The organism is Noviherbaspirillum sp., from assembly GCF_035254865.1.
Taxonomy (GTDB): domain Bacteria; phylum Pseudomonadota; class Gammaproteobacteria; order Burkholderiales; family Burkholderiaceae_D; genus Noviherbaspirillum.
The window spans coordinates 67914-82370 of record NZ_DATFAF010000034.1 but is presented as its reverse complement, the minus strand read 5'-3'; the positions used below and the strand labels follow the sequence as shown (position 1 = coordinate 82370).

Below are 14457 nucleotides of genomic sequence, written 5' to 3'. Positions count from 1 at the left end.
AGGGAAGACGGCAGGTATGACGCTTGCATGAACGAGGCCGCGCGACGCGGCCTTTATTTTTCGACCTTTATTTTTTGGAACACTGGTGAAAACATCTGCGAACCTGTTCGGCGGTCTGGATCTTCTCTCGTCGGCGGTGGTCATTCTCGACACCGACGGGCGCATTACCTATGCGAATGCGGCGGCGGAACACTTGTTCGAGACTTCCGTGCGGGCGCTGGCGAACCAGCGACTGGACGCGTTGTTCCTGAACGGCGAACATCTGACCGAAGTCTTCCATGAAGCGGTTCAGCATCGCTTCGCCGACAAGCGCCTCGATTTGACGCTCGAGCGTGCGGGACGCGAATCGCTGCAGGTGCATGTGATCGTCACTGCGCTCGACAGTCCGGACACGCCGGTGCTTATCGAATTGCGCGAGAACGTGCAGCAGCTCAAACTCGACCGCGAAGAGCGCCTCCTGGACCAGAGCCAGGCCAACAAGGAGCTGATCCGTAACCTCGCGCATGAAATCAAGAACCCTTTGGGAGGCATCCGCGGCGCCGCGCAACTGCTTGAATTCGAGCTGCCGGAGCGGGATGCGAAAGAGTTGCGCGAGTACACACAGGTAATCATCAAGGAAGCGGACCGGCTGCAAACCCTGGTCGATCGCTTGCTGGCGCCGCACCGGCGGCCGCACATCGTCGGCGACGTGAACATCCATGAAGTGTGCGAGCGGGTGCGCAGCCTGATCGTGGCCGAATTCCCGCATGGATTGACGATCAAGCGCGATTATGATTTGTCGGTTCCCGAGTTTCGCGGCGATAAGGAGCAACTGATCCAGGCCGTGCTGAATATCGCGCACAACGCGGCGCAAGCGCTCTCCGAACGCATCAAGAACGGCGATGCCGTGCTGACCTTGCAGACGCGGGTGGCGCGGCAGGTTACCCTGGCGAAGGTGCGTTACAGGCTGGCATTAGACTTGCATATCATCGACAATGGTCCGGGTATTCCGCCCGAGATCCAGGATCGCATTTTTTATCCCCTGGTATCCGGGACCGAGGGCGGTAGCGGACTCGGGTTGACGCTGGCGCAAACTTTCGTGCAACAGCACATGGGAGTGATCGAATGCGAAAGTCGTCCGGGATGCACCGATTTCAGGATCCTGATACCGCTGCCTTAATGTACGCCCTGCACGCCCGGGAATAGAGAGACGCCGAAAACCATATGAAGCCAATCTGGATTGTTGACGACGATGAATCGATTCGCTGGGTGCTCGAAAAAGCGCTCGCCCGCGAAAACCTCGCCACCAGAAGTTTTTCCAATGCGCGCGAGGCGATGGATGCTCTCCAGACCAGCGTTCCCCAGGTGCTCGTGTCGGACATCCGCATGCCTGGCGAGTCGGGTCTCGAATTGCTGCAGGCGGCCAAGGCCAGGCATCCCGGCTTGCCTGTCATCGTGATCACCGCGTTTTCCGATCTCGATTCCGCGGTTGCCGCATTCCAGGGCGGTGCATTCGAATATCTCGCCAAGCCGTTTGACATCGACAAGGCAGTCGCACTGATTCGGCGTGCACTGGAAGAGAGCTTGCGCGAGTCGAGCGTTGAGCAAGCCTCGACCGATACGCCGGAAATTCTCGGCCAGGCGCCGGCCATGCAGGACGTGTTCCGTGCCATCGGCCGCTTGTCGCAATCGAATGTCACGGTGCTCATCACAGGTGAATCGGGTACCGGCAAGGAACTGGTCGCGCGCGCATTGCACAAGCACAGCCCACGCGCCAGCCAACCGTACATTGCATTGAATACCGCAGCGATTCCGAAGGATCTGCTGGAATCGGAACTGTTCGGCCACGAGCGTGGCGCGTTCACCGGTGCGCAGGCCACGCGACGCGGCCGCTTCGAACAGGCGGAAAACGGCACCTTGTTCCTCGACGAAATCGGCGACATGCCTTTCGACCTGCAGACGCGCCTGCTGCGCGTGCTGTCGGACGGACATTTCTATCGCGTCGGCGGTCATCAGCCGCTGAAGGCAAACGTGCGCGTGATCGCGGCCACGCATCAGAACCTGGAACAGCGCGTGAAGGAAGGCTTGTTCCGGGAAGACTTGTATCACCGCCTGAATGTGATTCGCCTGCGTCTTCCCAGCTTGCGCGAACGACGCGAAGACATACCACTGCTGACGCGCCACTTTCTGGCGCAGAGCGCGAAGCAATTGGGCGTCGAGGCCAAACGCATGTCGGATGCGGCGATGCAATTCCTGTCCGGTCTGGATTTGCCGGGCAATGTGCGACAACTGGAAAACCTCTGCAACTGGATTACCGTGATGGCGCCGGGCCAGACGGTGGAAGTGAAGGACTTGCCGCCGGAGTTAACGCATGGGCAGGAGTATGCGCCGCCGGCGATGACGAGCGTGATGTCCGCGCCGTCCCTCGCAATGCCAGCAGCACCCATGGGGCAGCCGCAGGTCTTTGTCCCGCAGCCGGAAATGTCCAGTATGCAGACAGCGACCGCAACTGCCGCATCGTTTGCATCGTCCTTCCCGTCAAGCAGCAGCGGCAACGGACTGGGCGACAAGGCAAGCTGGATCGCGCTTCTGGAGAACGAAGCGGCGCAAATGCTGGCCTCCGGTCAGCCGGAAGTGATGGAGGCGCTGGGCCGCCAGTTCGAATCGGCCTTGATCAAGACTGCGCTCAAGCACACGCATGGGCGCAAGAACGATGCAGCCATCCGGCTAGGCATTGGGCGCAATACCATCACCCGCAAGATCCACGAACTCGGGATCGACGGCGCGAAAGACGATTGACGCGGTCAGGATTGCCGGCGCGGATAGCCTTCGGCGGTAATCCTGGCCCACACCAGCGCCTTTTCTTCTTCGGACATGAACACCCAGTTCGCGACTTCGGCGACCGTGCGTCCGCAGCCTCGGCAGACGTCGTCGAAGGTGGTTGTGCAGACGGCAACGCAGGGTGTGTCGGGACGGGATGGATTCTGCATCGTGGATACCTCAAAACGCCAATGATAGGGCAAATTCGCTTGCCGGTCCGGCGCCGGGCATCGTGCTAATTGCTCTTGCTTAGCTTGCGCCACAAGGTTGTGCGGCTGATGCCGAGAAATTTCGCGGCCGCTTCGCGGTTGCCGTTGAAGCGGGCGAGGACCTGTTCGATGGACTCGGCAGCCACCGCCACCACGGGTTTTGGCGGCGGTTCCGTAATGGCGCCCAACTCAGGTGCAACCGTCATCACAAAGCCCGGCGTGAGTGCTTGCAGCGGCTCAGCGGCAAGGAACAGCGCAAGGCGTTCCATCAGGTTGCGCAACTCGCGCACATTGCCCGGCCAGGCGTAGCGGGAAAAGAGCGGTGCGCAGGCTGTGATTTCCGCATGCAGATTGGCGTGCGGGCGCGCGCCGAGCGAGGCCAGAGCGTTCTTCAATCCCCATTCGGCCAGTGCTACCAGGTCTTCGCTGCGTTCCCGCAAGGGCGGCAAGCTCAGGCGCAAGACGCCGAGGCGATAGAACAGGTCGGCGCGGAAACGGCCATCCTTCACGCGCTGGTCGAGGTCGCAGTGCGTGGCGCTGATGATGCGCACGTTCACCGGAACGGGGCGGGTGCCGCCGACGCGCACCACTTCACGTTCTTCCAGCACGCGCAGCAGGCGTGTCTGCAACTGCACGGGCATCTCGCCGATTTCGTCGAGAAACAGGGTGCCTCGATTCGCGGCTTCGAACAGGCCCGCATGGCCGCCACGGCGCGAGCCGGTGAACGCGCCTTCTTCATAGCCGAACAATTCGGATTCGAGCAGCGATTCCGCCACCGCGCCGCAGTTGATGGCGACGAAAGGCTGGCGTGCGCGCTGGCTTTCTCGGTGGATGGCTTGTGCTGCGAGTTCCTTGCCGGTGCCGGTTTCTCCCTGGATCAGGACCGTGGCGGGCGATTTCGCGAACAGTTCGATCGAGTGACGCACGGTTTGCATCGCAGGCGAGTCGCCGCGCAAGTCGTTCAAGCCGTGCTTGGTGCGCAGGGTTTCGGATACCTGCTGATTGCGGCCGCGACCGGATTCCAGTTGGGTGAAGCGTGCGATTTCCAGCGCGTCTTCGAAGGCCTGGCGGATCGATGTGGCCGAATAGACAAAGATGCCGGCAAGACCGGCCTCCTGTGCGAGATCTGTCACCAGGCCGGCGCCGACGATGGCCTTGATGCCGCTGGCCTTGAGTTCGTCAATCTGTGCTCGCGCGTCCTCTTCCGTGGTGTAGGTACGCTGTGCAATCTTCAGACCGAAGGTGGCCTGGAAATCGGCCAGTTCGGACATCGTTTCCTGATAGGTGACCAGGCCGATCTCGGGAGTGATCTTGCGCGCGCGCGCCAACGCTTGCATGACATCGAAGCCGCTCGCCTTGGCGATGACGACGGGCAATGACAGACGGCTTTTCAGGTAGGCGGCGTTGGAGCCGGCTGCGATCACGGCATCGCAGCGCTCCGTTTCCAATCGCTCGCGTATGTGGTGCACGGCTTCTTCAAAGCCGTAGCGAATCGGCTCGATCGTCGCGCGGTCGTCGAATTCCGGGGTGATGTCGCGAAACAGGTCGGACAGGCGTGAAATCGACACCGTCCAGATAATCGGCTTGTCGGGCAGGTCGGGAAGGGGGCGGGCTGGGATGCGCATGTTTCATGAACGTTTCAACGTTTCAAATGTAACACGGATTGAAACGTTGCGGGGAAATTGATCCAGGATAAGTGCGGCGATAAGCCTTTGAAAACACGTGTTTTTACCAATAGCGAGAAAGAACGCCGGGAGGTGTTACTCGATGGCACGCCGATTGCAATAAAGCCTGCAGCTTCTCTGGCTGAAACAGTTCCCACAAGGTGAAGAAATGACTCTTTATTCCGCAGGCGCCGCCTTTCGCAAGGCAGTAAAAGAAGAATCCCCGTTGCAAGTCGTGGGTGCTATCAACGCCAACCACGCATTGCTGGCCAAGCGCGCAGGCTATCGCGCCATTTATCTGTCCGGTGGCGGCGTGGCCGCCGGTTCGCTCGGCTTGCCGGACCTCGGCATTTCCAGTCTGGACGATGTGCTGACCGATGTACGGCGCATCACCGACGTCTGCGACGTGCCGCTGTTGGTCGACGTCGATACCGGATTCGGTTCTTCCGCATTCAACGTCGCGCGCACCGTCAAGTCGATGATCAAGTTCGGCGCTGCCGCGATCCACATCGAGGACCAGGTCGGCGCCAAGCGTTGCGGCCATCGCCCCAACAAGGAAATCGTGAGCAAGCAGGAAATGGTCGACCGCATCAAGGCCGCGGTCGATGCGCGCACCGATGAAAACTTTGTCATCATGGCCCGTACCGACGCGCTCGCTGTCGAAGGGCTGGAAGCTGCGCTCGATCGCGCACAGGCTTGCGTCGAAGCCGGCGCCGACATGATCTTCCCGGAAGCGATCACGCAACTCGACATGTACAAGACCTTCGCGGATGCCGTGAAGGTGCCGGTTCTGGCCAACATCACCGAATTCGGCGCAACGCCGCTCTACACGGTTGAGGAGTTGAAGAGCGTGAACGTCGGTCTCGTGTTGTATCCGCTGTCGGCCTTCCGCGCGATGAACAAGGCCGCGGAAAACGTCTACACCGCCATCCGCCGCGACGGCACGCAAAAGAATGTGGTCGATACCATGCAGACGCGCATGGAGTTGTATGACCGAATCAACTATCACGACTTCGAACAAAAACTTGACGCGCTGTTTGCGCAACAAAAGGCTAAGTGACCACCTGGAGGCTATATGAGCGAACAACAAACTACTACCGGACCGAAACCGAAGAAATCCGTGGCGCTGTCGGGCGTCACGGCAGGAAATACCGCACTGTGCACGGTCGGCAGGACGGGTAACGACCTGCATTACCGCGGCTACGACATTCTCGATGTTGCCGATGCCTGCGAATTCGAAGAAATCGCGCACCTGCTGGTGCACGGCAAGCTGCCGACCGTGGCTGAACTCAAGGCCTACAAGGCCAAGCTGAAGTCCCTGCGCGGCCTGCCGGCCAACGTCAAGGCTGTGCTGGAATGGCTGCCTGCTTCGTCGCATCCGATGGACGTGATGCGTTCCGGCGTTTCCGCGCTGGGCTGCGTGCTGCCGGAGAAAGAGGACCACAACACGCCGGGCGCACGCGACATCGCCGACCGCCTGATGGCATCGCTTGGTTCGATGCTGCTGTACTGGTACCACTACAGCCATAACGGCAAGCGCATCGAAGTCGAAACCGACGACGATTCCATCGGCGGCCACTTCCTGCATCTGCTGCATGGCAAGGAGCCGTCTGAGCTGTGGGTCAAGGCGATGCATACCTCACTGATCCTGTACGCCGAGCACGAGTTCAATGCCTCTACCTTCACCGGCCGCGTCATCGCCGGCACGGGCTCCGACATGTTCTCGGCGATCACCGGTGCGATCGGCGCGCTGCGTGGACCGAAGCATGGCGGCGCGAACGAAGTCGCCTTCGAAATCCAGAAGCGTTACGACAACCCGGATGAAGCGGAAGCCGACATCCGCAGGCGCGTCGAGAACAAGGAAGTCGTGATCGGCTTCGGCCATCCGGTGTACACCGTGTCCGATCCCCGCAACAAGGTGATCAAGGAAGTCGCGCGCAACTTGTCGAAGGATGCGGGATCGATGAAGATGTTCGACATCGCCGAGCGTCTGGAAAGCGTGATGTGGGACGTCAAGAAGATGTTCCCGAACCTCGACTGGTTCTCCGCCGTGTCCTATCACATGATGGGCGTGCCGACGGCGATGTTTACGCCGCTGTTCGTGATTTCGCGCACTTCCGGCTGGGCTGCGCATATCATTGAGCAGCGCATCGACAACAAGATCATCCGCCCGAGCGCGAACTACGTCGGCCCGGAAGATCTGAAGTTTGTGCCGATCAACAAGCGCAAGTAAAGAAGCAACACCGGGAGCCTGTCGTGCATGCGCGGCGGGCTCCGCCTCCCGCTGATCATCTCTTTTCTTCTCTGATCCATGAACACCGCAAACCGCAAACCTCTACCGGGCACCAAACTGGATTACTTTGACGCACGCGCCGCGGTCGACGCGATCCAGCCGGGCGCCTACGACAAGCTGCCGTACACCTCGCGTGTGCTGGCCGAAAACCTCGTGCGTCGTTGCGACCCGGCCACGCTGACCGATTCGCTCAAGCAGCTCATCGAGCGCAAGCGTGAGCTGGACTTCCCGTGGTTCCCGACACGTGTGGTTTGTCACGACATTCTCGGCCAGACCGCGCTGGTGGATCTCGCCGGCCTGCGCGATGCGATCGCCGACCAGGGCGGCGATCCGGCCCAGGTGAATCCGGTCGTGCCGGTGCAACTGATCGTCGACCACTCGCTGGCCGTCGAGTGCGGCGGTTTCGATCCGGACGCGTTCACCAAGAACCGCGCGATCGAAGACCGCCGCAACGAGGACCGCTTCCACTTCATCGACTGGACCAAGAACGCATTCAAGAACGTGGATGTGATCCCGGCGGGAAATGGCATCATGCACCAGATCAACCTGGAGAAGATGTCGCCGGTCATCCATGCGGTCGATGGTCTCGCCTATCCCGACACCTGCGTCGGCACCGACAGCCACACGCCGCACGTCGATGCGCTGGGCGTGATCGCGGTCGGTGTCGGTGGTCTCGAAGCAGAGAACGTGATGCTGGGCCGCGCCTCCTGGATGCGCCTGCCGGAAATCGTCGGCGTCGAGCTTACCGGCAGGCGTCAGCCGGGCATCACCGCCACCGACATCGTGCTGGCGCTCACCGAATTCCTGCGCAAGTCGAAAGTGGTTGGCGGATATCTCGAATTCTATGGCGAAGGCGCTTCGTCGCTGACGCTGGGCGATCGCGCGACCATTTCCAACATGGCTCCGGAATACGGTGCCACCGCAGCGCTGTTCTCCATCGACCAGCAGACCATCGACTATCTGAAGCTCACCGGCCGCACGGACGAGCAGGTGAAGCTGGTCGAGACTTATGCGAAGGTAGCCGGCCTGTGGTCCGATACGCTGAAGAACGCGGAATACGAGCGCGTGCTCAAGTTTGACCTGTCCGCCGTGGTGCGCAACATGGCCGGCCCGTCCAATCCGCATGCGCGCGTGGCGACTGCCGATCTCGCGGCCAGGGGCATCGCGGGCAAGTGGGAAGAAGTGCCCGGCCAGATGCCGGATGGCGCCGTCATCATCGCTGCCATCACCAGTTGCACCAACACCAGCAACCCGCGCAACGTGATCGCCGCTGCCCTGTTGGCACGCAATGCCAACCGACTCGACCTCACTCGCAAGCCGTGGGTGAAAACCTCGCTGGCACCCGGCTCGAAGGCCGTGGAGCTGTACCTGGAAGACGCCGGACTGAAGGAGGAACTGGAAAAGCTGGGCTTTGGCATCGTCGCCTTTGCCTGCACCACCTGCAACGGCATGTCGGGCGCGCTGGATCCGAAGATTCAGCAAGAAATCATCGACCGCGACCTGTATGCGACCGCCGTCCTTTCCGGCAACCGCAACTTCGACGGCCGCATCCATCCGTATGCGAAGCAGGCTTTCCTCGCATCGCCGCCGCTGGTGGTGGCCTACGCGATTGCCGGCACGGTCCGCTTCGACATCGAGCGTGATTCTTTCGGCAACGACAAGAACGGCAAGCCGATCACGCTGAAGGATATCTGGCCGACCGATGAAGAAATCGACGCCATCGTCAAAGCGAGCGTGAAGCCGGAGCAGTTCCGCAAGGTCTACGTTCCGATGTTCGATCAGCGCTCCGAGGGCGTGTCGAAAGTCAGCCCGCTGTACAACTGGCGGCCGATGAGCACCTACATCCGCCGTCCGCCGTACTGGGAAGGCGCGTTGGCCGGCGAGCGCACGTTGAAGGGCATGCGTCCGTTGGCGGTGCTGCCCGACAACATCACCACCGATCACCTGTCGCCGTCGAACGCGATTCTGCTCGACAGCGCGGCCGGTGAATACCTGGCGAAAATGGGATTGCCGGAGGAGGACTTCAATTCCTACGCAACCCATCGTGGCGACCACCTCACCGCGCAGCGCGCAACCTTCGCCAATCCGCAGCTCGTCAACGAGATGGCGGTGGTCGACGGCAAGGTGAAGAAGGGTTCGCTGGCGCGCATCGAGCCCGAAGGCAAGGTCACGCGCATGTGGGAAGCGATCGAAGCCTACATGCTGCGCAAGCAGCCGCTGATCATCGTCGCCGGTGCCGATTACGGCCAGGGCTCGTCGCGTGACTGGGCGGCCAAGGGCGTGCGCCTGGCAGGCGTGGAAGCAATCGCTGCCGAAGGTTTCGAGCGCATTCACCGCACCAACCTGATCGGCATGGGCGTGCTGCCGCTGGAGTTCAAGCCCGGCGTCAATCGCAAGACCCTGAACATTGACGGCACCGAGACCTTCGACGTGGTTGGCGAGCGCAAGCCGCGCACCGATCTCACCCTCGTGATCACCCGCAAGAACGGTGAGCGCGTGGAAGTGCCGATGACCTGTCGTCTCGATACGGCGGAGGAAGTGTCGATCTACGAAGCCGGCGGCGTGTTGCAGCGCTTCGCGCAGGACTTCCTCGAGTCGTCGAAGGCAGCGTAAGGCAATCGGTAAGAAGCTCCTTCCCCCTGCAAGGGGGAGGGGACCGGCAAGCACATAGAATTCAGGAAAGCACTCATGGCCCACGTACCCCAAATCAAGATTCCCGCCACCTACATCCGCGGCGGTACCAGCAAAGGCGTGTTCTTCCGCCTGCAAGATCTGCCCGAGGTCGCACAGAAACCGGGTGCAGCGCGCGATGCATTGCTGATGCGCGTCATCGGCAGTCCCGACCCCTACGGCAAGCAGATTGACGGCATGGGAGGCGCGACCTCCAGCACCAGCAAGACAGTCATCGTTGCGAAGAGCAGCAAGCCCGACCACGACGTCGATTATCTGTTCGGCCAGGTGTCCATCGACACCGCATTCGTCGACTGGAGCGGCAATTGCGGCAACTTGTCCGCCGCCGTCGGTCCCTTCGCGATCAGCAACGGTCTGGTCGATGCGGCCCGCTTGCCGAAGGACGGCGTGGCCACCATCCGGATCTGGCAGGCCAACATCGGCAAGACCATCATCGCGCACGTACCGCTGACGAACGGCGCGGTGCAGGAAACCGGCGACTTCGAACTCGACGGCGTGACCTTCCCTGCTGCGGAAGTGCAACTGGAATTCATGGACCCGGCCGCCGAGGAAGAAGGCGCGGGCGGCTCGATGTTCCCGACCGGTAACCTGGTCGATGATCTGGAAGTGCCCGGCATCGGCACGCTCAAGGTCACCATGATCAATGCCGGCATTCCCACCATCTTCGTGAACGCCGAAGCCATCGGCTACAAGGGCACCGAGTTGCAGGACGCCATCAACAGCGACACGAAGGCACTCGCGATGTTCGAGACCATTCGTGCCTATGGCGCAGTACGCATGGGGCTCATCAAGAACGTCGATGAGGCGGCCAAGCGCCAGCACACGCCGAAAGTGGCTTTCGTCGCCAAGCCGGCCGATTATGTTTCATCGAGCGGCAAGCAGGTCAAGGCAGGCGATATCGATCTGCTGGTGCGCGCGCTGTCCATGGGCAAGCTGCATCACGCGATGATGGGCACGGCCGCCGTCGCCATCGGCACCGCAGCGGCAATTCCCGGCACGCTGGTGAATCTGGCCGCCGGCGGTGGCGCACGCACCGCGGTGCGTTTCGGCCATCCTTCGGGCACTTTGCGGGTTGGCGCAGAAGCGACCCAGGTCAATGGCGAATGGAGCGTGACCAAGGCCATCATGAGCCGCAGCGCCCGGGTGCTGATGGAGGGATGGGTGCGCGTTCCCGGCGATTCGTTCTGAGGAACAAGGTCGCCAGACAACCTGTCTCATTCGACATGAAACCAGCCAAGCCACTCGACATGAAATCAGCTACACGTCCCGACTGGGACGAGGTCCTGGTCGATATCGTCGACTACGTCGAGAAATTCGAGATCAAGTCGACGCTCGCGTATGAAACCGCGCGCAATTGCCTGATCGACACGCTGGGCTGCGGCCTTGAAGCACTCGCGTATCCGGCGTGCACCAAGTTGCTTGGCCCAATCGTGCCGGGTACGATGGTTCCGAACGGCGCCAAGGTGCCGGGCACGCAGTTCCAGTTGGATCCGGTGCAAGCCGCGTTCAACATCGGCGCCATGATCCGCTGGCTGGACTTCAACGACACCTGGCTGGCGGCCGAGTGGGGACATCCCTCGGACAACCTCGGCGGCATTCTCGCGACTGCTGACTGGTTGTCGCGCAATGCGGTGGCCGCCGGCAAGAAGCCGCTGATCATGAATGACGTGCTGACCGGCATGATCAAGGCCCATGAAATCCAGGGTTGCATCGCGCTGGAAAATTCCTTCAACAAGGTCGGCATCGACCATGTCGTGCTGGTGAAGGTGGCGTCCACCGCTGTTGTCGCACATATGCTCGGCCTGACGCGCGAAGAGATGCTCAATGCGGTTTCCCTTGCATGGGTGGATGGACAATCGCTGCGCACCTATCGTCATGCACCGAACGCGGGTTCGCGCAAGTCGTGGGCTGCGGGCGATGCGACCTCGCGCGCCGTGCGCCTCGCACTCATGGCAAGAACCGGCGAAATGGGTTATCCCTCCGTGCTGACCGCGAAGACCTGGGGCTTCTACGACGTGCTGTTCAAGGGGCAGCCGTTCAAGTTCCAGCGCAAGTACGAGAGCTATGTGATGGAAAACGTGCTGTTCAAGATTTCCTTCCCGGCCGAGTTCCATGCCCAGACCGCTGCGGAAGCGGCGATGAGCCTGCACGCGCAGTTGGCCAGGACAGGCAGGTCGGTCGACGACATCAGCAAGATCACGATCCGCACGCATGAAGCCTGCATCCGCATCATCGACAAGAAGGGACCGCTGAACAACCCGGCGGACCGCGATCACTGCATTCAGTACATGGTTGCGGTGCCCTTGATTTTCGGGCGGCTGACGGCCGGGGACTATGAAGATGAAGTTGCCGCCGACAAGCGCATCGATGCATTGCGCGACAAGATCGTGTGCGTGGAAGATCCAGCGTTCACCAAGGACTACCACGACCCGCAGAAGCGCTCGATTGCCAATGCGCTGACCGTCGAATTCAAGGACGGAACGAAGCTCGATGAAGTGGTCGTTGAATACCCGATCGGCCATGCTCGCCGTCGCAAGGAAGGCATTCCTCTGCTCGAAGCCAAGTTCAAAACCAACCTGGCGCGTCGCTTTCCGGCGAAGCAGCAGAAAGCCATTCTCGATGTGTCGCTCGACCAGACGAAACTGGAAGCGATGGCGGTGCACGAGTATGTCGATCTTTACGTGATCTGATCCATGGTCACATAGGGAAAAGCAAGCGCATCGGCACTCTCGTTCTTGCGCTTTTTTTTCGCGTTTTTCACCAAGCGTAAGTGCTCAGTAAGTCACAGTACACATACTACAGAACTAGAAACAACCCCTGTGCCGGATGGTGCGGCACGGACCCACTGATTTGGAGGAGATATGAACTTCGCGGATTTCTACAAGCAATCAATCGACAACCCGCAGGCATTCTGGGACAACGAGGCGAAGCTGATTGACTGGAACGAGCCGTACAAGCAAGTGCTCGATTACTCCCGCCCGCCATTCACGAAATGGTTCGTCGGCGGAAAGACCAATCTCTGTCACAACGCAGTCGACCGCTGGGTCGCGACGCAGGGCGACAAGCCTGCGCTGATTGCGATCTCGACCGAAACGAATAGCGAGAAAGTCTATTCGTTCAAGGAACTGCAATCGGAAGTGATGCGCGCTGCGGCGATGATGCAATCGCTCGGCGTAGGCAAGGGTGACCGTGTGCTGATTTACATGCCGATGATTGCCGAAGCGACGTTCGCGATGCTGGCCTGCGCACGCATCGGCGCCATCCATTCAGTCGTGTTTGGCGGCTTCGCATCCAACAGTCTGGCGACCCGCATCGATGATGCGAAGCCGAAGCTGATCGTCTCTGCCGACGCCGGTTCGCGCGGCGGCAAGGCGGTGGCCTACAAGCCGCTGCTCGATGAAGCGATCAAGCTCGCGGAACACAAGCCGGCGCATGTGCTGCTGGTGAACCGCGGCCTCGTGCCGATGACCAATGTGCCAGGACGCGATGTCGATTACGCGACGCTGCGCGAGCAGAACATGCAGGCGCAAGTGCCGGTCACCTGGCTGGAATCGAACGAGCCTTCATACATCCTCTACACCTCCGGCACCACCGGCAAGCCGAAGGGCGTGCAGCGCGATGTCGGCGGCTATGCGGTCGCGCTGGCGGCATCGATGAAGTACATCTTCGGCGGCAATCCGGGCGAGACCTATTTCTCGACCTCCGACATCGGCTGGGTGGTCGGGCACTCCTACATCGTCTACGGCCCCTTGATCGCGGGCATGGCGACGGTCATGTACGAAGGCTTGCCGATCCGGCCCGATGCAGGTATCTGGTGGAGCATCGTCGAGAAGTACAAGGTCACCCGCATGTTCTCCGCACCGACCGCAGTGCGCGTGCTCAAGAAGCAGCCGCCGGAATTCATGAAGAAATACGACCTGTCCTCGCTCAAGACGCTGTACCTCGCAGGCGAGCCACTGGACGAAACGACCTCCGACTGGATTTCTTCCGAGCTGGGTGTGCCCATCATCGACAACTACTGGCAAACCGAAACCGGCTGGCCTATCCTGTCCGTTGCCAAGGGCGTGGAGGATACGCCGACGCGTCTTGGCAGCCCGGGCATGCCGATGTTCGGCTACAAGGTCAAGCTGCTCAACGAAACGACCGGCGCGCTGTGCGGCACGAATGAGAAGGGCGTGGTGGTGATTGACGGCCCGCTGCCTCCGGGTTGCATGCAGACGGTGTATGGCGACGACGAGCGCTTCGTCAACACCTACTGGGCGAACTTCAAGGAACAAGTGTATTCGACCTTCGACTGGGGCATTCGCGATGCCGATGGTTATTACTTCATTCTGGGCCGCACCGATGATGTGATCAACGTCGCAGGACATCGCCTTGGTACACGCGAGATCGAGGAGAGCATTTCCAGCCATCCGAACGTGTCCGAAGTCGCCGTGGTCGGCGTCGAAGACAAGCTCAAGGGGCAGGTGGCGGTCGCCTTCGCGATCCTGAAGAATGCGGAGCCGGCCTCAACGCCGGAAGGACGCAAGGCGCTGGAGGCGGAAGTGATGGGCGTGGTCGACAAGCAGCTCGGCGCGGTAGCGCGTCCGGCACGCGTGCACTTCGTGACCTTGCTGCCGAAGACGCGTTCGGGCAAGCTCTTGCGTCGCTCGATTCAAGCCATCTGCGAAGGCCGCGATCCCGGCGATCTGACGACGATCGAGGATCCAAGCTCGCTGCAGCAGGTCAAGGCTGCGGTCAGCGAAGCCTGAACTGCAGACAATCTGCATGTGCCGGACGGCATCCAGTCGTCCGGCATCAT

General features: G+C 61.0%; 10 protein-coding genes. 8 read left to right on the top strand and 2 right to left on the bottom strand.

Going from position 1 to position 14457, the window contains the following annotated elements:
• The first annotated feature begins 85 nt into the window (after positions 1 to 85).
• Together glnL and ntrC are read left to right on the top strand one after the other, a co-directional pair.
• The gene (glnL, locus tag VJ651_RS09380; protein WP_324107201.1) at positions 86 to 1159 is read left to right on the top strand and encodes a nitrogen regulation protein NR(II); all 1074 of its coding nucleotides are present in this window, start codon (positions 86 to 88) and stop codon (positions 1157 to 1159) included.
• A 44-nt stretch (positions 1160 to 1203) separates the two neighbouring features.
• Positions 1204 to 2778 (top strand): nitrogen regulation protein NR(I), encoded by a 1575-nt coding sequence (gene ntrC, locus VJ651_RS09375; protein WP_324107200.1) that lies wholly within the window; start codon positions 1204 to 1206, stop codon positions 2776 to 2778.
• Positions 2779 to 2783: 5 nt separating this feature from the next.
• Here the strand turns inward: ntrC and VJ651_RS09370 are convergent, their stop codons facing one another.
• Positions 2784 to 2969: a DUF1289 domain-containing protein gene (locus VJ651_RS09370; RefSeq protein ID WP_136419442.1), complete on the bottom strand. Its 186-nt coding sequence runs from the start codon at positions 2967 to 2969 to the stop codon at positions 2784 to 2786.
• 65 nt (positions 2970 to 3034) lie between these two features.
• A complete protein-coding gene (gene prpR, locus VJ651_RS09365; protein WP_324107199.1) occupies positions 3035 to 4633 on the bottom strand; it encodes a propionate catabolism operon regulatory protein PrpR in 1599 nt (532 codons plus the stop codon).
• A 208-nt stretch (positions 4634 to 4841) separates the two neighbouring features.
• On the opposite strand from prpR, the gene prpB reads away from it, so the two are divergent.
• The 6 genes from prpB to VJ651_RS09335 all read left to right on the top strand — a co-directional run bounded on the left by prpB (position 4842) and on the right by VJ651_RS09335 (position 14407).
• Positions 4842 to 5732: a methylisocitrate lyase gene (gene prpB, locus VJ651_RS09360; RefSeq protein WP_324107198.1), complete on the top strand. Its 891-nt coding sequence runs from the start codon at positions 4842 to 4844 to the stop codon at positions 5730 to 5732.
• Between the two features lie 15 nt (positions 5733 to 5747).
• Positions 5748 to 6905 carry a bifunctional 2-methylcitrate synthase/citrate synthase gene (prpC, locus tag VJ651_RS09355; protein WP_324107197.1) on the top strand — a complete coding sequence of 386 codons (1158 nt, stop codon included), beginning with the start codon at positions 5748 to 5750 and terminating at the stop codon, positions 6903 to 6905.
• A 78-nt stretch (positions 6906 to 6983) separates the two neighbouring features.
• Entirely contained in the window at positions 6984 to 9578 is a 2595-nt protein-coding gene (gene acnD, locus VJ651_RS09350; protein ID WP_324107196.1) for a Fe/S-dependent 2-methylisocitrate dehydratase AcnD, read from the top strand.
• 75 nt (positions 9579 to 9653) lie between these two features.
• A complete protein-coding gene (prpF, locus tag VJ651_RS09345; RefSeq protein ID WP_324107195.1) occupies positions 9654 to 10844 on the top strand; it encodes a 2-methylaconitate cis-trans isomerase PrpF in 1191 nt (396 codons plus the stop codon).
• 59 nt (positions 10845 to 10903) lie between these two features.
• Complete coding sequence (locus tag VJ651_RS09340; RefSeq protein ID WP_324107194.1) at positions 10904 to 12346, top strand: bifunctional 2-methylcitrate dehydratase/aconitate hydratase; 1443 nt, start codon at positions 10904 to 10906, stop codon at positions 12344 to 12346.
• 171 nt (positions 12347 to 12517) lie between these two features.
• Positions 12518 to 14407: a propionate--CoA ligase gene (locus VJ651_RS09335; protein WP_324107193.1), complete on the top strand. Its 1890-nt coding sequence runs from the start codon at positions 12518 to 12520 to the stop codon at positions 14405 to 14407.
• Positions 14408 to 14457: the final 50 nt, after the last annotated feature.

Excerpts from the sequence above, each read along its gene's own strand:
- acnD (WP_324107196.1), top strand. The coding sequence starts at position 6,984 with ATGAACACCGCAAACCGCAAACCTCTACCGGGCACCAAACTGGATTAC.
- prpB (WP_324107198.1), top strand. The coding sequence starts at position 4,842 with ATGACTCTTTATTCCGCAGGCGCCGCCTTTCGCAAGGCAGTAAAAGAA.
- VJ651_RS09340 (WP_324107194.1), top strand. The coding sequence starts at position 10,904 with ATGAAATCAGCTACACGTCCCGACTGGGACGAGGTCCTGGTCGATATC.
- VJ651_RS09335 (WP_324107193.1), top strand. The coding sequence starts at position 12,518 with ATGAACTTCGCGGATTTCTACAAGCAATCAATCGACAACCCGCAGGCA.
- prpC (WP_324107197.1), top strand. The coding sequence starts at position 5,748 with ATGAGCGAACAACAAACTACTACCGGACCGAAACCGAAGAAATCCGTG.
- prpR (WP_324107199.1), bottom strand. The coding sequence starts at position 4,633 with ATGCGCATCCCAGCCCGCCCCCTTCCCGACCTGCCCGACAAGCCGATT.
- ntrC (WP_324107200.1), top strand. The coding sequence starts at position 1,204 with ATGAAGCCAATCTGGATTGTTGACGACGATGAATCGATTCGCTGGGTG.
- VJ651_RS09370 (WP_136419442.1), bottom strand. The coding sequence starts at position 2,969 with ATGCAGAATCCATCCCGTCCCGACACACCCTGCGTTGCCGTCTGCACA.
- prpF (WP_324107195.1), top strand. The coding sequence starts at position 9,654 with ATGGCCCACGTACCCCAAATCAAGATTCCCGCCACCTACATCCGCGGC.